This window comes from Pseudoalteromonas sp. SR44-8 (genome assembly GCF_014163635.1).
Taxonomy (GTDB): Bacteria; Pseudomonadota; Gammaproteobacteria; order Enterobacterales; family Alteromonadaceae; genus Pseudoalteromonas; species Pseudoalteromonas rhizosphaerae.
Genome location: NZ_JACJDS010000008.1, coordinates 1 through 20,518, shown reverse-complemented (window position 1 = coordinate 20,518; position 20,518 = coordinate 1). Strand labels below are relative to the sequence as shown.

Below are 20,518 nucleotides of genomic sequence, written 5' to 3'. Positions count from 1 at the left end.
TGCTAAAAAACCGTTTTATAAAGACTGTTTACCATTGGGTAAGCAGCCAGTTTTAGTGCAAATTTTAGAGATTAAACAATGAAAATTAAGTATTCACCATTAGTTTTGGCAGTATTAACTGCTATCAGTACACACGCAATGGCAGCAGAGAAACAAATACAAAAAGATGAAAGCGATTTAGAAAAAATTGTTATTACAGCTTCACCACTTAAACGTACCGTACTTGAATCAAGTACACCTGTATCTATTTTGAGTGGCGAAGAGCTTGATCAGCACCAAGCAGCAACCCTTGGCGAAACCTTAAAAAATGTGCCGGGTGTACACAGCTCTTATTTTGGACCCGTTGCCAGTAGTCCAATTATCCGAGGATTAGATGGACCTCGAATCAAAGTTGTACAAAACGGATTAGGCGCATCTGATGCATCACGCGTTGGCCCCGATCACCAAGTATCAACCGAAACCTCTACGGCCACACAAATTGAAGTATTACGCGGCCCTGCTACTTTGCTTTATGGTAGTGGTGCAATTGGCGGCGTTGTTAATGTGGTTGATAACCGCCTTCCCATTGAAAGACAACAAGGTATTACTGGAGAAGTATTTGCTCAGTACGATAACGTAGCAGATTCAAAAACAACATCTACTGATTTAAATGCCGGAACGGGCGACTTTGCTGTTCATATAGATGCTTACAACCGTAATACCGGTGACTATAAAATACCTGTTCCCGCTGATATTAATGAACATGGTGGCAGTACTAAACTCTCAAACTCAGCAATCGATGCACACGGTTATAACTTAGGAGCTGGCTGGATCACTGACGATACTCGGGTTGCTTTTGCCTATGGCTCAATGGACTCAGAATATGGTTTACCGGGTGAAGATGGTGTATTTATTAAGTTAAAACAAGACCGCTATCAAGGTGTTGTTGATTGGAATAATCTTGACGGTTTTATAAAATCGGTGCATTGGCAAAATGCATATACTGATTACCAACACTCAGAAATTGAAGGGACTGAAATAGGCACTACTTTTAAAAATGAAAGTATCGAGTCTAGACTATGGGCAGAGCACAGCGCGGTTTATGGTTGGCACGGCATAATGGGCTTACATTATAACAAAAGTGATTTTGAAGCGATTGGCGAAGAAGCATTCACACCACCAACAAAAACCGATAGTTTAGCCGCATTTTTAATGGAAGAAAAACAAACAGGTGCTTTATTGTGGCAGCTTGGTACACGCGTGGAGCAACTAACCCATAAAGTGAATAACCAATTTTTTGATGAGCTATCAACCGATAATAGTATCTCATTTGCAGATGAAGATTACACGGCGGTTTCAGGCTCTGCAGGAGTAGTTTGGAGCATTAACGACAAGCACTCATTAGCATTTAATTATGCATATTCAGAACGCGCCCCCTCTTCATCTGAAATTTTTGCATACGGCCCACACATTGGCTCTGGCACTTACGAAGTAGGTGGTGGTTTTAATCTTACTAACGATAACGGTAATTATTCGGTGGTGCAAAACGGCCAAAGCATGAATAAAGAAGTGTCTAATAATATAGATGCAACCTATCGTTATAATACTGACAACTGGAATGCAAGCTTAAGCCTGTTCCAAAACCAAGTGAATGACTACATATACGAAGACGTTAGTAACCTTGTTCTCAGTGATGGTGAGTTTATTACGGCGCAAGATTACCAACAACTACAAAGTAGCGGCGCAGGATCAGAGGAAGAAACCGATGGTTTACCTGTTGTACTCTTTGCCCAGCAAGATGCACAGCTGTATGGTTTTGAAGCACAAGTTGACTGGCACTTAAACGAACAATGGCGTCTGGATGTGTTTTCGGATTATACCCGCGCTAAACTAGATAAAGGCGGTAACGTACCAAGGATCCCACCATTACGTGTTGGTTCTTCAATACATTATGAATACGGTAATTGGCACACTGAAGTAGAAGTCACTCGCAACAGTAAGCAAGATAAAATTGCTGCAAACGAAACCACCACCGACGGCTATACCATGCTATCAGCCGCTGCTAACTACTACCTTGATTTAGGTAACGTTGACATGACATTGTATTTAAAAGCCGACAATCTAACCGATCAAGAAGCGCGCGTGCACTCATCTTACTTAAAAGACGAAGCACCACTTCCTGGCCGCTCAGTTAGCCTTGGCGTAAGAGCGCGTTTTTAAACTATGTTTGCCGCTTAATTAAGCTCCTAAGTTTAAACTAACAGCAATGTCCCCCTAGCACAGGGGGGCATTTAAAGAATAATATGCTTTTTAGCCCTATATTTTAAAAGGCTACATAAAAAACTATCGCTATTCAGTATAAACTACTTGTCATTAAATCAGTGTTCTAAAGTAAAAAACACGCCATAACATTAATTATCTACAACGAAATGCATTTCCCCTCACTCACTTATAACTACTTAAGCTAACGGGCAAAAGCACAACAAATTTAGCCACTCTCCACCTGCATTTCTGTAATAAAAAATAAGTAGTAGGCAACAGCTGCTATGTGTTTTTAAAGAAATAAAACAGCTTCTATAGAGTTACACCTCAGATTTAATAGATATTACCTTTTTCATGCGATTTTAATCTGAAAGTTGCTATTACCCTGAAATTAATCCTATATTTAGTGGACATAAATATTGAGCAATGCAATGAAAACAGCGCAAATCCCAGCAGACGAAGAGTCTAGACTAAAAGCCTTGTATGAGTATGAAATATTAGATACCAAAGCCGAACAAGTATTTGATGATTTAACTCAACTTGCTTCTGAAATTTGTGAAACGCCTATTTCACTCATTAGCTTAGTAGATCCGCAAAGACAGTGGTTTAAGTCAAAGTACGGTATTGATGTTGATGAAACCGAGAGAGAGATTGCATTTTGCTCCCATGCAATACTGCAAGACCACGTTTTTGAAATACCGAACGCATTACTCGATGAGCGCTTTCATGATAACCCGCTAGTTGTTAATAATCCAAACATACGATTTTATGCAGGCGCCCCGTTAGTAACCCCAAAAGGAAATACTATAGGCACACTCTGTGTTATTAGCGATAAGCCCAAAAAGCTAAATCAAAACCAAATTAACGCTCTGACGATACTAGGTCGAGAAGTTATCACTCAACTTGAACTTAGATTAAACAACAGAAGATTAACATCAGCTCTAGAACAACAAAAAATACATAATGAAGAACTTGAAGTACTAAAAAAAGAAGCTGATAGTGCCAACACCTTAAAGGGCCAATTTCTAGCAAATATGACCCATGAACTTAGAACACCACTACACGGTATTTTAAATTTAGCTGAATTTGGCCTAGCTGAAGAAACGAGTTTAGAAAAAGATAACGCTTTGAAAAGTATTTTAAACTCAGCCAATATACTCTCAAGTATTGTGAATGACATTCTAGATTTTTCAAAAATTGAAGCTGGCAAACTAGATATCGAAAATATCAATTTTAATCTTAAGGAGGTTGTTAACGACCTCCTCAAGCCTCTCATTAAACAAGCATCAGCTAAAGGCATTAAACTTACTTTATATATTGATGAGAAGGTGGCAGCAACTTTAAAAGGTGATCCTGTAAGGATCTCACAAATTTTAAATAACTTGTGTTCAAACGCGATTAAATTTACAAACCAAGGGCAAGTAAATCTCAAAGTCAGCGTTCAAAGTAGTTCGTTAATTGAACAGGATATTTTATTTGAAATTATTGATACTGGTATTGGTATCAGCGAAGTAGCACAACAAAACTTATTTCAAGATTTTCATCAAGCAGATGCATCTATATCAAGATGTTATGGGGGCACAGGGCTTGGCTTATCAATCTGTGCCAAGTTAAGTCAACTAATGAAAGGTAAAATCGGCTTTACAAGTAAAGAAGGCGAAGGCTCTATATTTACGTATCAACAGAGCTTTGAAACACATTTATTGTATGATTCATTAAAACAAAAGAAAGAAATAACTAATTTACAAGGGTGCACCATTCTAATCGCCGAAGATAATAAAATAAATCAACTCATCGTAAGTAAAATGCTACAAGCGCATAACGCCAATGTAGTAATCACTGAAAACGGTAAAGAGTGTGTTGATTACTTTAATACAAACCCTGTAGATTTGATTTTTATGGATATCCAAATGCCAGTAATGGATGGAGTACAAGCCACAAAAGCAATTCGGGCACAACAAGGAGATAAAACAACCCCAATTATAGCCTTGACAGCTAACACCTTGAAACAAAACATTGAACATTATTTAGACATTGGTATGGATGGTTATTTAGCTAAACCATTTGATAAAGATAAATTAAATAGCTTACTCAATATTTACAACCCTAATAACCTCAATCTAAAAAAGCTAGCGGTTAAAATTAGTGATCCTAATATTTCAAGCAAATATAAACTAAATCAGACATGTCAAGAGTTAAAAAAGCTAATTCCAAATGCAAATAGAGTTAGCCTTTGGTTACTAAACCACGAATATACTGCGATAAATTGTTTAATATGCCTTGATGAAAATGAGGTAGTAACAAATGACATGGTTTTAAAAGCTCAGGATTTTCCTGCATACTTTAATTATATTTTAGGTAACCAAGTACTTGATGCATCGGATGCAAGGAACAACGAAGTAACAAAGGACTTAAATAAATCCTATTTTGAACCATTCAATGTGTATTCCTTACTTGATTATATCTATTTTATAGATGACAAACCGTTAGGCGTAATTTGTTGTGAAAGTGTTGACTCAAAAGTGTCATGGGACCATGCAGACAAAGAAGCACTGATAAAGATAGCGGATGTAACAACTCTTTTTTTATCCAAGCAACTCAAGTCTTAATAAAAGTAATGAGAATATAAAAAAGGGACTATTCTTTGTTAAAAATAGCCCCTGTAATTTAACTAACGTTATTACTTCATTCCTGCAAGAGTCATCAAAAAGCGGATCAAAAGAGACACTAAAAATAATGAAGCAACACTCAAGACCCAAATGATAATTAACCATTTAAATTGATGAAGATGCTTTTTCATATACCCTCCACAAAGCCTTCGCTAAATAGTGCAATAGCATTAAATAACTAGTGATACCCCTCGGTATCAATAACTTTGCCACGAAATACATAATAAGACCAAAACGTATAAGCCAATATAAACGGCACGATGATAACAACGCCAACCAGGGTGAATTTTAAACTTGATTCAGGCGCTGCGGCTTCATAAATAGATACACTTGGTGGAATAATATTTGGCCAAAGGCTAATACATAAGCCTAAATATCCCATAAATAACATACACAGCGCATAAATAAATGGTCGATAGTGTTTACTTGAGTTTACTGAGCCAAGTAATAATAAAACAAAAATACCGGTAATAATTGGCAAAGGAGCAAGGTATACAATATTTGACCAATTAAACCACATTGCTTTTACATCAGCGTTGATAAGTGGTGTATAAATACTGATACCTAACATGCACAAGGCTAATAAAATAGTTAATGGCTTAATAAGTTTACGCATTTGTTTATACAAATTATGCTCTGTTTTAACCACTAACCAAGTGGCACCTAATAAGCCGTAAGCAAATAGCAAACTACACCCTGTAAATAAGCTAAATGGTGTTAACCAGTCTAAAGCTCCACCAGCAAACTCACCATTTTCAACAGGAAAACCAATAATAACAGCGCCCATTGCTACACCTTGAGCAAAGGTTGCCATAAACGAGCCCGCAAAAAATAACTTATCCCATAATGGGCGGTGAGACTCAGTTGCTTTGAAGCGAAATTCAAACGCAACGCCTCGTAATATTAAGCCAAATAACATCACTAAAATAGGCCCATATAAGGCTGATAATATAACTGAGTAAGCCATAGGAAATGCAGCTAACAAGCCTGCCCCGCCAAGCACTAGCCACGTTTCATTACCATCCCAAACTGGGGCAACAGAGTTAACCATGATATCTCTTTCGTGCTTATTTTTAACCAGCGGGAAAAGTAGGCCAATCCCTAAGTCAAAACCATCTAAAAACACATACATCATTAACCCAAAGCCAATAATGAGTGCCCAGATACTCGGTAAATCAAAATCCATCATTTAATCTCCTAAAACTCAACACCATCGGCCGCTGATAGCGGACGAGCCGGACGTTTGTTTAAGTCATCTTTATTATAGTTGTCATACACTTGTTCAGGGCCCTTTTTGATAAGTGCTAACATATAACGCACACCGACCCCAAACACACAGACATATAAAACAACAAAAGTAAGTAATGAATAACTCATTGCCGTCATCGAATGAGCAGAGCTTGCATCAACCGTTCTTTGTAACCCATATACAACCCAAGGTTGTCGTCCCGCCTCTGTAACAAACCAGCCAGTTAGCATCGCAATCAATCCGGCGGGGCCCATTGCAACACAAAACCTTAAGAACCATTTTTTCTCGTATAATCGGCCTTTTTTACGTAACACTAACCCTGTTATGCCTAATAAAATCATCAATAACCCTAAAGCGACCATAATTCTAAAACTAAAAAATACAATTGGCACATAAGGGCGATCTTCAGGAGGTACAGATGTTAATGGTGCAATGGTGCCATCAAAACTATGCGTTAAAATTAAGCTAGCAAGGTGAGGAATTTCTATAGCGTAATCATTGCGCTCTTCTTCCATATTTGGCCAACCGAATAAAACTAATGGGACACCTTCGCCGGGTTCTGATTCATGCCAATGTCCTTCCATTGCTGCCACTTTCATTGGTTGATGCTCAAGTGTATTTAGGCCATGTTCGTCTCCTACAAAAGCTTGCAATGGCGCGACAATTAACAACATCCACATTGCCATCGACAACATTTTTTTTGCCGCTTGAGTGTGCGAGCCTTTTAATAAATGCCATGCACCAGATCCGCCTACCAACAAGGCTGTCGCTAAAAAAGCGGCTAAGCCCATATGGACTAAACGATAAGGAAATGAAGGATTAAATATTATCTCAAACCAGTCAACCGGAACCGCTCGGCCATCAATAATTTCATAGCCTTGAGGTGTTTGCATCCAGCTGTTAGAAGCCAAAATCCAAGTCATTGAAATCAACGTTCCGATTGCCACTAAACAGGTGGATGTAAAGTGAAGCTTTTCGCCAACTTTATTCCAACCAAAAAGCATAACGCCAAGAAAGCCAGCTTCTAAGAAAAACGCAGTCATCACCTCATAACTGAGTAATGGCCCCGTAATAGCACCAGCAAAATTAGAAAACTGACTCCAGTTAGTACCAAACTGATAAGCCATTACAATGCCGGATACCACACCCATAGCAAAATTTACCGCAAACACTTTCATCCAAAAACGACAAAGCGTCATGTATATCGGTTTTTGCGTGTATAACCAAAGCCCTTCAAGTACCGCAAGGTAACTTGCCAAACCAATTGTTATTGCTGGAAAAATAATATGAAAAGAGACTGTAAATGCAAACTGTATACGAGCTAAATCAATAGCAGTAAAATCTATCATAACGCAAACCTACTCCTAATTAATTACAGAGCAAACATTAAACTTATCAACTATGGTATATATCTTTTTTTTACAGTACAGGCACAGAAAAATAATTTACAATGAGTACAGATTGTCATTACGAGCGAAAGCATGAAACAGTTCAAATATACAGAGCTTGAGGCTATCTTAAAAAAGAAAATTGACGCTAACAGCTTTACTCCAACAGGCAAGTTGCCCTCAGTGAGAGAGCTTTGCAAACTACAAGGCCTTTCAAAAGCAACCGTATTACATTCGTTACATCGCTTGGAATCACAAGGACTTATTTATGCAAAACCTAAATCAGGTTACTTTGTAACGCAAATAAAGCCGCCTAAACGAGTGCTACCAAAAAAAATCAAAACATCATCTACTCCACGCAATGTGTCAGTACCTGCGATTTTAAAAGACATTATGACGCGCAGTGCTGCCTTTGATATTTTACCAAGTGCTGGCGCGCAGGAAGATGCTACTCACTTAACCGTTCTTAATCGACATTTAAACAAAGCATTTCGTTCTTCTCAAAGTCAAAAAGCATTTTACTATAATAGTTCTGATGGTGATTTGCGTTTGAAGCATGCAATAATTAACCACTATGGCGGTTTAAACCAAAAACCTGATGAGCTTTGCATTACCAATGGGTGTCAGCACAGTTTATTTATTTCTCTTATGGCCACGTGTTCGCCAGGCGACACTGTCGCTGTTGAATCGCCAACTTTTTACGGGGTATTGCAAATATTAGAACAACTTAACCTAAAAATAATAGAAGTAGCATGCGATCCCGAGCACGGCATAAGCATTGACGATCTGACAAAAAAAATAGCCAAGTGGCCCATAAAAGCATGTGTCGTTTCACCTAATTACTCAACGCCAACAGGTGCATGTATGCCTCATAGAGCAAGAGAAGAGCTACTTAAATTGGCAGTGAAAAGTGATTTTTGTATTATCGAAGACGACATTTACGGCGATCTGGCTTTTCCTCCTTTTGTTAGTGAGTCTTTAAAAAGTCTCGACACCCAAGGACAAGTAATTTTGTGTAGTTCATTCTCAAAAAGCTTATCAAGAGATTTACGTATCGGATGGGTTTTTGGAGGAAAGTGGCATGATAAAATCACTCAACTTAAACTCGTTACGCAACTTTCTTCATGTGGGTCGATTCAACAAGGATTAGCCACTTTTATAGAAGATGGTCACTATCGTCGCTACCTAAATAAGCACGTATATGCAATTAAACAACAACAAGCAGAGCTGATTAATTTTTTACAAACCCATTGGCCTGAGGATATACGCTTTACACAAGCTAATGGCGGCATATCTATGTGGGTCGAGTTAGATGAGTCAATAGATACCCAAAAAAGTTACAATGAAATACTACAACAAGGTATAGTCATGACCCCAGGCTCACTTTTCTCAGCATCAGGGCAATATAAAAACTTTTTACGATTGAGTTATATTCACCCCCTCACTAAAGCAAGGGAAGTTGCGATCAAAAAACTATTCAGCACCCTTTTGGCAAAAAATAACACGCTTTATGCCTACGATAAGCAGCTTTAACATCAAATAATAAGGTGGTTTCGGCTAAAACTACTATCTAAGTTGTTGCCAGTCGACAAGCTCGGTTATAATCCGCTCATCTGGCTATATCTTTGGCCTCTAACGGGATTAAAACGATGAAAAAACTCTCTGCGGTGCAAATAAAACAACAAGCACTGGTACTTAAAGTTGCTGATGCAATTGAAGAGCAAGGCCGTAATGAACTCTCTGGCATGCTGCAATGCTGGTTTGACGTGGAATATCACTTATTTCCGGGCTCTTTACTAATGTGTTTTCAGTTTGAGAATCAGCAGGCGTTAACAGCAGCAGAGCCTGATTTATTGAAGTGGCAGAAACGTTTAAGTGGTGCAATGCTTAAAAAAGGCGTTATTTTAAAAGATATGCGCAAGCATTTAGTTTTCACCCTGAAAGGGCCTGATGATTAAGTCAGATATTAGCCCTCAATCAAGCCGTTTTTATTATGATGCGGCCTTTTTGGGTCAGAATTTATTCCATCAAAAGCTAATTATCAACATCGCATCATTTTAAGCTAAAGCCTGACCTACATTTAAAAGTTTCCACACTAGCATCGTGAGCTCCTTCAATATCTCGTTGATTTACATACTTAATCAATTCCGGGAAAAACGCTAAGAATATGGCATCTAATTCAGTGTAGTGCTGGGCTATATCAGCAGCAGCGCCAGAAAAAGTATTAGTAAAGCGAATGCGCTTGGCAATATTATCAAGTGCAACCCCGACCCCTTCGACGGTTTCGTATTCTTTAAACCAATCATTCTGCGTCATATGTTTTACAACACTTTGCATTCTTGGCGGCATAACGGGTGTACGCTTACCCAAAAGCCTATAACTGATTTGCTTAAAGTCACTTAGCGGTTGATCGTTAAACCGTTGCCAATGCTGAATTAAAAAATGGTCGAACACCACATCAATAGCGACACCCGCAAAGCGTTTACGCTGAGGCGAAAAATACTGTTTAGCTTCTTTCACTAAAGGGTGAGCATCTGTAAACTTGTCGACTAAATAGTGGTTATCTAGTGCATTTTTTACCGTGATTGGCAATTGCTCTACATGCCTATTACCGCCAAAATCACCAAGCAAGTTGCCAAAGTGTGAATCTGCTGTAGGCTGCGCCAAATAAAGATGAGCTAAGTAGTTCACACTGTTCTCGATTATTGTTAATACAATGCAGATAATACTCTAATTTTGACTAAATTACTCATTCACTATAGCTATCTAATATTCTTGATTAACTATAAAAACAAACCTATAACTCGCTAATCAACAAGCTCCCGTATACCTTCATTATAGTAGTCACCGTTTTGTTTTCGATATTCATTAGGAATGTCACCCACAATACTTTTAAACACCCGGTTAAAAGTCGCAAGAGAAGAAAAGCCACTCTCAAGTGCTATGCTTAAAATACTCCACTCTTTGGCCTGATCGCATATCAATAACTTTTTTGCATACTTAACGCGGTATTGGTTAATAAATAAATTAAAGTTAGCTACTTTATAGTGATAGCGAATGGCTCGGCTAACTTTGTACTCAGGCACCATTAGCGCTTGTGCAAAATCTGAAATTTTGAGGCTGGCTTGTAAGTAAAGCTGCTGCTCATTGATAAGCTTTGTAATGCCAACTATCAATTCAGGCTCTACATCTTGATTGCCGCTTTCATTTAGATGACTCGTGTCATTGTTAATAGTGCCAATATCATCTTCTTGCTTTAGCGCTTGGTCATTTTTCACTCTTGCTTGAAGGGCCATGACTGCTTGCATCGCTAATACAATTAAAAGCGCAGATGAAGTAATAATTATGGGATTGTAAAGCTCAATTTCAGCCGCACTAAATATGAACTTTGGCAGAATGCTGGCATTAAACACAGCTAAAAAGAATGCACTAGCAAAGAGTATTGATTGCAGTTGTTGTGATTGTGTTTTACCGCTGTAGCCCCTTATCGCTTCCCAAAAAGACAGCGCAAGGATACTTGATGAAAGCAATATGGTGACCTCATTCACCCCTTGCTTTAAGCGCCACATTATATCGCTAGTAGGTAAAGGCTGAGGATCAAGGCTCACTAAGTAATGCCATGTTTGATTAAACATGATCAAGCCAGCAATGGTTACTGCAAAAGCCACATGCCTGCGGGAAATTGGCGAGTGCTCACGAAATAACGTTCTTGCAATCAGCCATGAAACATTACATGTTGCGCAAGTAAACAACCCAATTAGATATTGATACGCGCCAACACTTTGCGCACTGAGCTTTTGTGCTGCCACCATACAAAGCGAGCCACAAAATATCACAAATAAATAATGAACCAGCTGCTTATCTTTTTTCAACGCATTTAAAAACATTAACCCCAAACAAACAAAAAGAAGAAGATAATAAGGGGAATAATTTTGCATAATAGCGTGCTCTTAAAGTGACGTTTAAACCAACAACGTTGTCTAAATCACATAGTACAAAGTAACGCTCATATTAGCAAAAAGACTTTGTTAGAGAATGTGTCTATAACTAATTAGCTAAAGCGCAAAAATTATCAATATATCGTTGCTCAAGTTTCGAATTTGATAAGCATTTGCCATGTAAGTCTTTATATTTGGGTTATTGAAAGGTTTGATGGAAAAATATATGTTGATGCAAAAAATGAAAATAACCCCCAAAAAGCTCCTCGATAACAGTAAAAAATTGTGGTTTATTTGCTTGCTCATGGCACAAGGCTGCTTTGTAACTTACCTTATATTGGGATATGGCCTGACCAGTGTCACCACAGGTTTGTCAGGGTGGAGTCGTCTTAACAATACAGCATATGCTGCGAGTGACCCCACCGGTAATATACTGTATGCGACGCATGTGTTACTGGCCATAGTGATGATAATTGGCGGTAGTTTACAGCTAATACCCGCATTAAGAACGAAGTATAACAAATTCCACCGCTACAACGGACGCGTATTCGTTTTGTTAGCATGTACTATCTCAATGGCTGGCATGTATCTCATTATTGTTAGAGGAACAGTGGGTAACACATTAATGCATAGCCTTACTATATTTGCTGGTTGCGTGGTCATTTTATCGAGTATATTAGCAGTACAAGCCGCCAGAGGGCGTAATATCAATACTCATCAAATATGGGCGATCCGTTTATACCTTGCAGCAAATGGTGTGTTATTTTTTAGGCTGATGATTTTTGCTTGGTTTTTAACATTCGGCTCACTTGGAATTGATACCGCAACGTTCACAGGCCCAACGGTATTAACTATTAGCATATGTTCTTATGTGATGCCGCTGCTCATAGCTGAGCTAGTAAGGTACGCAGGTAGAACAACGAATAAAGTGATAACAACCGTCACAGCAGGCTTAATGGTGTTGATATCCTTTGTATTTTTAGTAGGCTTATTTGGTGTAGTGTTAGCAAATTGGTACCCGGCGATAGTTGGCTAATAGCCACATAATTAGTTAGCAGTAATACCTGCAGAGTGAAATATAACGCAGCTGGGTCGGTTAACAACCCAGCTTTATTTATATCAATGAAGTGAGCTTCGCCTTGGTAATTTTTATTGCTCAAATAGAACAGAGTGCTCTTACTTAGTTATCGTGTATTGCTGAATGGCGCATTGCTAAAACGGTTTTCCTCATCTTGCCTTTAAAAATTTAAGGCCTAAGCAACCGTCTATTTCAGGGAGATGTAGGCTATTTTTCGGTAGTTTCTAAATTAACATTTGGGTTAGTAATGCGGGCAAAAATGAGTCCAAGCTTCTCTAGTGGAAATCGATTGCTGAGTTGTTGATAAGGGCCAGGGATCAACTGCTGATCTTTTTGCTGTGCAACCACAAATGAAAATACATAATAACCTTCAAGACCCATTCTTAAATCACTCATAATTACTTGCTCATCTTGTTGATAAACACCATAAAGGCCTTTAGTAAATGCTTGCAGTAGCTTGATCTGTTTGGCATCTTTAAGCTGTGTTAGCAGCGCATTTTCGGTTGGGTAAAATTGCATATCAACGTTTTCAACATCATCAAACACCGACGTATAAACCTCATAATGGCCCTGCTCAGTAACGACTACCGCCCGCCACAGCAAAGTATTAAAAGGAGTTGGCGTACTTTCAAAGTCTGTAAATGTGATATTTTGCGTATTCAACGCCTTATAAACCTTATCATTAATGTGCCATTTAGCCGCTAAACCCCACGTTAAATATAGCGAACTGATAATTAATGCACTAGTAATAATACGCTGTGCATAAGGGCGCATGCTTACAAATAAAAGCACTATACAAGAGAGCAACAATGGCAAAGTATACGCAGGATCAATAATAAATATGCTCGATATACCAAAGGGGTAAGTCGTCAGTGGCCACAGCAACTGTGTACCATAGACGGTAAAACTATCGAGCAATGAATGGGTACTCAAAATTAAAAACATGGCAACCGACCAACGCCTCAGCGATACACCCTTAGCCCAATTCATTTTAAGTAAAAGCCATGCAAACAAAGGGCTCACTAGCAGCTGTATAAGCAAAGAATGACTAAAACTGCGGTGATAGACAAAGTTTTCGACATCGCCACCAAAATTAATTAGCACATCTAAATCAGGTAACGTGCCAAACCCCGCGCCGACCAATAGCGATTTTCGGCCAAGCTTATTGCCTAAGACTGAATAAGCAACTGCGCTACCAAGTACAACTTGTGTCAGTGAATCCAATGAAACCCCCTTTATAACTATGTAAGTACTGACCATATGATACGGCCTTATCACGACAGTCGATCGCTATAAGTATTTAACTTAAAAAATTAGCAAAGCTAAACCAGCAACTTAACAACAAGCCAAGTTTACCTGTTCAATTACAATTGTATTTTGTTAATTCAGTAACCAGTCAGCCCTATTTTGTTATCACTATTAGCATGTTTTTTCGGTACTGCATGAACCATAAAACGTTTTGCTTAACCTATTGCTCAATTTAATTGTAACTAGCTTATAGAGGCCCCCATCACATTATGACCACGAATTTTCTAAGTAAACCACAACAAGTCGCACTGCAACAAGCGCTTATCAAGAGCAAGCTGCTAAATGGTTACACAATAAATAGTGATAACACGCCCTCTGCTGAGCAGCAAATATATAGCCATATCGCCGTCACACTTTACCGCTTTAATTTACAAAAAATAAAATGGTCATCTTTTTTCAAAACAGCAATCAGCATAGCAAGTAATGAATGCCAATGGTTATCGAGCGAACTTGCCAGATGCCAACAAGACTACAAAACCCAGCCTAATGACAGCGTAATACTAGAACAAAGTGCATTTTTTAGTGGTATTTTTAGCGAAGAACTCTCCTACATTGATGCTTTACTTGGGACAGCAGCGCAAGCTGAATAAAGGACCTAGGTTTTAGGTGCTGGAGTGATTTGCAGTATGGTAGTTGTGTCGTTTGTGAGTGTTTTAATTTGCACAGAAAGGGTAAGAGTCACTGCGCTACATCGAGGGGAAAAGCTCAATGACCATGCTGTTTTGAAATATGGGCGTCCTTAGGGTTTAGCTGATTGGATGTTGCCTAACGTTAAAAATTAATACGGTTATTGCCCTAAATAAAGCCTTAGGCAGTAATAGTATTTCTACCACTTCTTTTTGCTGCATATAAATTAATATCAGCACGTTTTGCAGCTTGTTCAGGCGTTTCATCTGGTGCAACTTCCACAACTCCCATACTCACCGTAGCCTTAATGTTTTTTGCTGTATGAGTTTGTTGCTCAATAGAGCTTCTAATTCTTTCTGCGACTTCTAAAGCATGTTGCAGTGATTGTTGCTCAAGTACAATTAAAAACTCTTCTCCGCCAACCCGACCAACGTTATCTGACGAGCGTACTCCTTGTGAAAGTGTATTAACCACTGACTTTATCAGTTCGTCACCAATATCGTGTCCGTACTGATCATTAACCGCTTTAAAGTGATCAATATCAATCGATATAAGTGAGTTAGCAGTGCCTGTACTTTTGCTCTTACTAATTGCCCTTTTCTTCATGTCTAAAATAGCCCGGCGATTGGCAACACCGGTTAACTCATCTTTTAATGCCAATACTTTATAATGTTGCTTATGTTGAACTTGCTTATAGGCATACACAGCCAACATTAAAAGCATCACACAAGCAAAGGCTAAAGTCAGTCGCTGCCAAAACGCCTTATCTACAGCTACAGCCAGTAACTTTTCTTTAATATCAGCAACTTCTTCGAGCCGAGCTATTTCTCGGTTTTGCTGATTTAAATTAAACATTAACCGTTCAGAAAGTAACGCCCTATCAGCCACATTATTCACTTGGGTATTTGCAATTGTTAGCAACTGCTTTTGTACAGCTGCTTGTGTTTGGTAATCACCTTGTCGCATAGCTAAAGCAGCATAAAACTGCAAATATCGCTCTGTAAAACTTGCAGGCCAATTTTGTTGGTCTAATTGAGCTAGCACATTATTTTCACGTACTGCATTGGATATCTGATCTGTTGCTAAAAACCACTGAGCAAGTGCCATTGTATGCAATTGCTTTATCCAATCACTCGTAATATCAAGCGTTTGTACTTGACTAAAATATTGCTGTGCTTTTTCAAACTCATTCAACTGAGTATAAAGCTGGGCAACTTTTATTACCAAGTACCCAAAACCATCATCATTTTCATATTGACGCACCGCAGCAAAGATCGATAAATATAGCTCAAGAGCTTTGCTAACTTCACCCTTTAGTTCATACACGTAAGCAATTTCGTCAGTCACTTTATAATGTTCTTGCACATTAAATGTTGCTAACTCAGACTTTGCACGAAGTAACTGTTCAATCGCTAAATCATAGTTAAAAAGAGCTAAATGTATAGCTGCTATTTCTCTAAGAGTTAAAGCTCGTTCGTAATAGTTTTCAGCCAGTTCGTAAGCTTGGTAAGATTTTTGTGCAGTATCGAAAGCCAACTTATATTGGCCTTTCGCTAAATAAACGCGGTTCAAGACAAAATTAGCAAAACCAATAGCAGAGGTTTGTGATTTATCATCAAGCTCGGGATTTAAAGCAACTTCAGCGATTGGCTGCAAAATCATTTTTGCGCGTTCATATAAACCTTGGCTATAAAGGTGGAAGGCCTCACAGACACTAAGATCTTGCGAAAGCACTGCATCCCCTGAAGAGCTTATAACCTGCTTAGCCTCAGCTAAAAACACTTTAAATGCTTGGCGCTTATCTAGCGTATCGGTATCAAGAAAAAGGCACTTAAACGCCATAACCCTAGCATCGTCTAAGTTATCACTGTATGGCATACCAGCTTCAAGGGAAGCTAATAAAGCCATAGATTCAGGCGTGGTGGTATACCCTTGATAAACGCGATCGATACTGTTTTTTACATCACTGGCAAAAAGACTGGTTGAAAAGAAAAAAAGTAACAACATCCTGTACATACTCTACAATCCCTTAGTCCACAGCGCGATATTTATTATTTTTGTTATCGCCATTAAAATCCAAACGATTATTGCACTAAATTGAATTTGATAACAGATTGAAATAACAAATTTAATCAACCAGTCCTTCGAATAACCATTTACCTCAACGGCACCTTTATTAATCATTACTTATATATGGTTATTTCAGCTAATTAGTTGGTCGCTGTTTACTGAATGATTAGTACATTATTACCCATTCACATGTAAAAATACGGAAGGTGTTGTGTTGTGCCATGACAAAACTACAGTCATACATTTAACACTATTATCCCGTTATCTCGTCCTGAAATAAGCAATAGATGAGTAATTCTTTTCAAGAAGGGTTTTGTTCGCGACAAACTCTAAATACCTAAACCCATGAAGGTAATGACTTTACCAGAAGTAAAAAGTACAGCTTTAAACGAGAGGCCATGGCGCGATGCACCTCTGTGTTCTCCGTGGTGACATTCATTTTCTCGCTTTAAAGCTAGACCTATAAGTGAAATCAAAATTCACTGGGGTTCGTTAAACTATTCCCAACCTACAAATTCAGTAATTATTTTAAAATACTTAACCCTTTAGACTTGCATTTACCTAATAAGTGAACTTAATTTGAAGAAGTAATGGAACTCCAATTAAAAGGAATTTGCAATGACTAAACTCATCATTATTGCTTGGTTACTTTTTTGTTCGCATGCTTACGCGACAAATATTTTTAAGCTTAACTCACAATCTAAAAATACAGATTTAGCCGATATTCAACCAAACCACCCACAATGGAATGCCAGCTCAATTTATGTAGCCGGCGATGTTGTGACTCACAACAACAGCTTATTTATTGCCGCTTTTTGGGTTAAAGGCATTGAACCGATAGAAAACCAACCCCATTGGGATGGTTGGATTTGGCTGCAAAATACCGTGATAGAAAAGTGGCAAACAAACAAAGTGTATCAAGCCGGCAGCCTTGTAAAACACGGAGCCGACTACTACCTTGCCCGCTACTGGAATGAGAATAACGAACCCGCCCCTCACAGTAGTTGGCAAAAAATTAAAGATTTATTTTACCTAACCCCAGATTTACCACCTGAACACCCTGACGACTATAAAACGTTGGACGGTGTTGACCAAAATGACAACGGTATCCGCGACGATTATGAGCGCTATGTGTATGAAAAGTTTGATTCTCCACAGCTCATCACCTTTAGTTTAGGTGCCGCTTCAACATTACAACTGGTTATTGATATTGAGCAGGGCCGTATACCAAATTTAGATGCTGAGATTGGTAAGCAGATTATTTTGGATATGATCAACATAAGCTACTGTGTTCGATATTTACAATATTCACACCCACACTTTAGAGAACCCGAAGTTTTATACTTTAATACGATAGATAGAGCTTACGCTAACCGGAAAAGCCAAAATAAAATTAGTGACTATATTGCTTGGGATGACGACTTTCATTACGGCGCTGATAGAGACTGCAAAATCCTTAAGTTGTAAGAAATACTTAGGCTCAGGTCCTGAGAGAGCCTCATGGTTTGCCGTCATTACTAGGTGCGTATGTAGTGGTCAATAAAATTGAGTTTAAAAAATAAGAACACTTGGTTTTTTGAATTAAAAGATCAAGCACAGCTGCCTGCTTGACCGGAACTTTCTAATGGGTGACCACTTTGCTCTACATCGCTAGACGCTTAATTTTTAATTAATAAGGCAAATCAGCAATAAAAAAGGGCTCTGTGAGCCCTTTAAATCAGTTTTATGGATATAAATTATTGCGGGATATATTGATATATGGCTTTACCATAATAATTGGTATAAGCGCCACCAACCGACAGCAGAGTATTACCATAGGCAACCGTTTTAAAATCACGTAAATAATAGCTAGTCGTATCTTGCACCTCAACCGCAAACGGATTAGCGGTAAGCGTTTTCCATTGCATTAAATCAAAATCAAATTGCACAAAGTTTTTTGCACTTAACAGGTATAACGTATTACCTGTAAGTGTAGTGTCATAATAAACACCGGCTGCAAAATCAGGAATTAACTCTGAATTTAAAACACTTTGTGTTGCAACATCAAATTGACTTAACAGTAATTGCTCGTATTGACGTTGGATAACAAAAAGCGCATTACCTTTGCTAAAACAATGCTGTATTTCATTCAAACTCTCAGGTAATTCTGTTGCTTGCCAGCTGTTGTCCGCTGTATTTAAACGATTAAGGCGTTGCTGTTGACCATTTTTAGAAAACGCAATGACCTCACCATTAAATGAACAACTCGCTTGTAGTGGATTAATAAACGGCGCAAAGATCGGTGCTGCAAACGCCTGCCAGGTTTTTTCTTGTGTATCATACACTTCCATATTAGCTTGTGCATTTGCCCCACTTGAACATGCCTCGGTGCCACCAAAGAGATAAAGCTTTTTATCAACAAGCTCTGATTGATAATAATAACGACTCGATTGCGGTGAGCTCAGTTTTTGCCAGCTATTTTGTGCAATATCCCAATGTGACAACCTCGGAGCGCTCGGTTCGGCACTTGCACATATAGAAGCAGCAGCAATCGCAAAGTTATGTGTCACTGCATACAGATCATCACTGGTTGACTGGACATTTAAATGCGCACCTTCAAAACCCGGTAAATCACCGAGTTTAACCCAAGATACTGCAATCACTTCAATATCAAATGCAGGTAAAGCAGCTTCAAATTCACCATCTGAGACACGAATAACAATACCACTGGTTGTACCTGCATGCTGATTTGAAGGCATACCACTTAATACTCCCGTTACGGTATCAAACGTCGCCCAATCAGGTTTATTGTCAATACTAAAACTCAATTGCTGCGAATCAATATCTGAAGCAGCGGCAGCAAAATGATACGTTTCATTCGCTTGCACAGCAGCAGCTGGAGTCCCTGTAATTACTGGCGCATCGTTAACAGCCGCAAGGGTAATATTAACTTTTACCGTACTACTTTCTTTAGTGCCTTTTTTTAGTTTAAAGCTAAAGGTATCGTCACCAAATTGGTCTGCCACCGGCACATAGCTTAAATTTGGGTATGTGCCCGCTATTTCACCAAGCGTAGGTTGATCTACTAATTCTAAAACTATGGCCTCAGCGCCATCAGGGACTTTATTGGCATTAATGACTATAGCTGATGGGCTATCTTCCTTGCCCGTAACCGTCATTAATAGCTGGATCTCAAACACACTTTGGACTTCGGTCGGTGTGCTTTTTTTATCAGAACCCCCACAGCCAGTTAACAATACAGCCGATATAGCTAAACTTAAAATTTTGATTTTCATAATATAAAACCACTTCCGATGTGAAAAGTAATCTAATGGGCCTTCCGTTCCTCATCTTTGCCATACCATTGACGAGCAATGAGCAACAAAAGGATAGAACTTCATTAAATACTAAAGCTTTTTTAGGTACAAGAATTCATGTCAATTCATTGTAAATAAATGTATAAAAAAACTGCAAAAATCACGAAAACCAAATGAACCCAATGAAACCAAATGGGGTCAGAAACCAAATGGGGTCAAATCTTGACTTCAGACATCAAACCATCTCAAAGTTTTTCGTATTGTAATTTAACCTTTTTATCTTCAACCATTAATGTATTCAACCTACCCACCGTTTTAGATATTGCAGAATAATGCTGAACATTAAAAATATCAGCAAACCCAAAGGGGTCAAAATGCAGAGAGTCAGGTCTTGTTTCTTGCCAAGACCAAACACCAATCTCACGTTTAACACCCTCCCCCGTCATCACGCCCTGAAAATAAACAATTGATGAGTAATTCACTTCATGGCAAGATTTTTGTTCCCGACAAATCCTAAGTACCTACATCCATGTCATAGGTAAGATCTTAAGAAATTGAGTTGAAGCTCAATTCATGATCAAATGGTTGTTACCACACAAACCACAGAATCAAGAAAAGAGCTTCAAATGAATGCTAACATTTTTATTAATAAGT

16 protein-coding genes are annotated in these 20,518 nt (G+C 38.5%); 7 read left to right on the top strand and 9 right to left on the bottom strand.

The window, feature by feature from the left end; translation table 11 throughout:
- Window positions 1-78: 78 nt before the first annotated feature.
- Together H5183_RS05365 and H5183_RS05360 are read left to right on the top strand one after the other, a co-directional pair.
- Window positions 79-2,199, top strand: coding sequence for a TonB-dependent receptor (locus tag H5183_RS05365; RefSeq protein WP_145241825.1), 2,121 nt, complete (start codon window positions 79-81; stop codon window positions 2,197-2,199).
- A 473-nt stretch (window positions 2,200-2,672) separates the two neighbouring features.
- On the top strand, window positions 2,673-4,850 hold the full coding sequence (locus tag H5183_RS05360; RefSeq protein WP_182731122.1) for a response regulator: 2,178 nt from the start codon (window positions 2,673-2,675) through the stop codon (window positions 4,848-4,850).
- Between the two features lie 71 nt (window positions 4,851-4,921).
- Here the strand turns inward: H5183_RS05360 and H5183_RS05355 are convergent, their stop codons facing one another.
- The 3 genes from H5183_RS05355 to H5183_RS05345 are packed head-to-tail and all read right to left on the bottom strand — an operon-like array spanning window position 4,922 to window position 7,508.
- Window positions 4,922-5,041 (bottom strand): DUF2474 domain-containing protein, encoded by a 120-nt coding sequence (locus tag H5183_RS05355; RefSeq protein WP_149982745.1) that lies wholly within the window; start codon window positions 5,039-5,041, stop codon window positions 4,922-4,924.
- A gap of 47 nt (window positions 5,042-5,088) precedes the next feature.
- Window positions 5,089-6,096 (bottom strand): cytochrome d ubiquinol oxidase subunit II, encoded by a 1,008-nt coding sequence (cydB, locus tag H5183_RS05350; protein ID WP_182731186.1) that lies wholly within the window; start codon window positions 6,094-6,096, stop codon window positions 5,089-5,091.
- Between the two features lie 11 nt (window positions 6,097-6,107).
- Window positions 6,108-7,508, bottom strand: a complete 1,401-nt coding sequence (locus tag H5183_RS05345) for a cytochrome ubiquinol oxidase subunit I (protein WP_182731121.1) — start codon at window positions 7,506-7,508, stop codon at window positions 6,108-6,110.
- A gap of 132 nt (window positions 7,509-7,640) precedes the next feature.
- Here H5183_RS05345 and H5183_RS05340 point away from each other — a divergent pair, with 132 nt between their 5' ends.
- Complete coding sequence (locus H5183_RS05340; protein WP_182731120.1) at window positions 7,641-9,080, top strand: PLP-dependent aminotransferase family protein; 1,440 nt, start codon at window positions 7,641-7,643, stop codon at window positions 9,078-9,080.
- Between the two features lie 116 nt (window positions 9,081-9,196).
- Window positions 9,197-9,505: a hypothetical protein gene (locus H5183_RS05335; RefSeq protein WP_145241827.1), complete on the top strand. Its 309-nt coding sequence runs from the start codon at window positions 9,197-9,199 to the stop codon at window positions 9,503-9,505.
- Window positions 9,506-9,599: 94 nt separating this feature from the next.
- On the opposite strand, the gene H5183_RS05330 is transcribed toward H5183_RS05335, so the two are convergent.
- Window positions 9,600-10,238 carry an ACP phosphodiesterase gene (locus H5183_RS05330; protein ID WP_182731119.1) on the bottom strand — a complete coding sequence of 213 codons (639 nt, stop codon included), beginning with the start codon at window positions 10,236-10,238 and terminating at the stop codon, window positions 9,600-9,602.
- A gap of 116 nt (window positions 10,239-10,354) precedes the next feature.
- A complete protein-coding gene (locus H5183_RS05325) occupies window positions 10,355-11,485 on the bottom strand; it encodes an AraC family transcriptional regulator (protein WP_257323987.1) in 1,131 nt (376 codons plus the stop codon).
- Window positions 11,486-11,711: 226 nt separating this feature from the next.
- On the opposite strand from H5183_RS05325, the gene H5183_RS05320 reads away from it, so the two are divergent.
- Window positions 11,712-12,521 carry a DUF2306 domain-containing protein gene (locus H5183_RS05320; protein ID WP_145241831.1) on the top strand — a complete coding sequence of 270 codons (810 nt, stop codon included), beginning with the start codon at window positions 11,712-11,714 and terminating at the stop codon, window positions 12,519-12,521.
- A gap of 249 nt (window positions 12,522-12,770) precedes the next feature.
- Here the strand turns inward: H5183_RS05320 and H5183_RS05315 are convergent, their stop codons facing one another.
- The gene (locus tag H5183_RS05315; RefSeq protein WP_182731118.1) at window positions 12,771-13,787 is read right to left on the bottom strand and encodes a metal-dependent hydrolase; all 1,017 of its coding nucleotides are present in this window, start codon (window positions 13,785-13,787) and stop codon (window positions 12,771-12,773) included.
- A 293-nt stretch (window positions 13,788-14,080) separates the two neighbouring features.
- On the opposite strand from H5183_RS05315, the gene H5183_RS05310 reads away from it, so the two are divergent.
- Window positions 14,081-14,461 carry a hypothetical protein gene (locus H5183_RS05310; protein ID WP_182731117.1) on the top strand — a complete coding sequence of 127 codons (381 nt, stop codon included), beginning with the start codon at window positions 14,081-14,083 and terminating at the stop codon, window positions 14,459-14,461.
- A 217-nt stretch (window positions 14,462-14,678) separates the two neighbouring features.
- On the opposite strand, the gene H5183_RS05305 is transcribed toward H5183_RS05310, so the two are convergent.
- Complete coding sequence (locus tag H5183_RS05305) at window positions 14,679-16,505, bottom strand: GGDEF domain-containing protein (RefSeq protein ID WP_182731116.1); 1,827 nt, start codon at window positions 16,503-16,505, stop codon at window positions 14,679-14,681.
- 681 nt (window positions 16,506-17,186) lie between these two features.
- Between H5183_RS05305 and H5183_RS05300 the strand changes: the two genes are divergently transcribed.
- Window positions 17,187-18,035, top strand: coding sequence for a chitodextrinase (locus H5183_RS05300; protein WP_182731115.1), 849 nt, complete (start codon window positions 17,187-17,189; stop codon window positions 18,033-18,035).
- 269 nt (window positions 18,036-18,304) lie between these two features.
- Here H5183_RS05300 and H5183_RS05295 read toward each other — a convergent pair whose 3' ends face one another.
- Window positions 18,305-19,843, bottom strand: a complete 1,539-nt coding sequence (locus H5183_RS05295) for an Ig-like domain-containing protein (protein WP_182731114.1) — start codon at window positions 19,841-19,843, stop codon at window positions 18,305-18,307.
- Window positions 19,844-20,109: 266 nt separating this feature from the next.
- Entirely contained in the window at window positions 20,110-20,346 is a 237-nt protein-coding gene (locus tag H5183_RS05290) for a hypothetical protein (protein WP_182731189.1), read from the bottom strand.
- Between the last annotated feature and the right edge of the window lie 172 nt (window positions 20,347-20,518).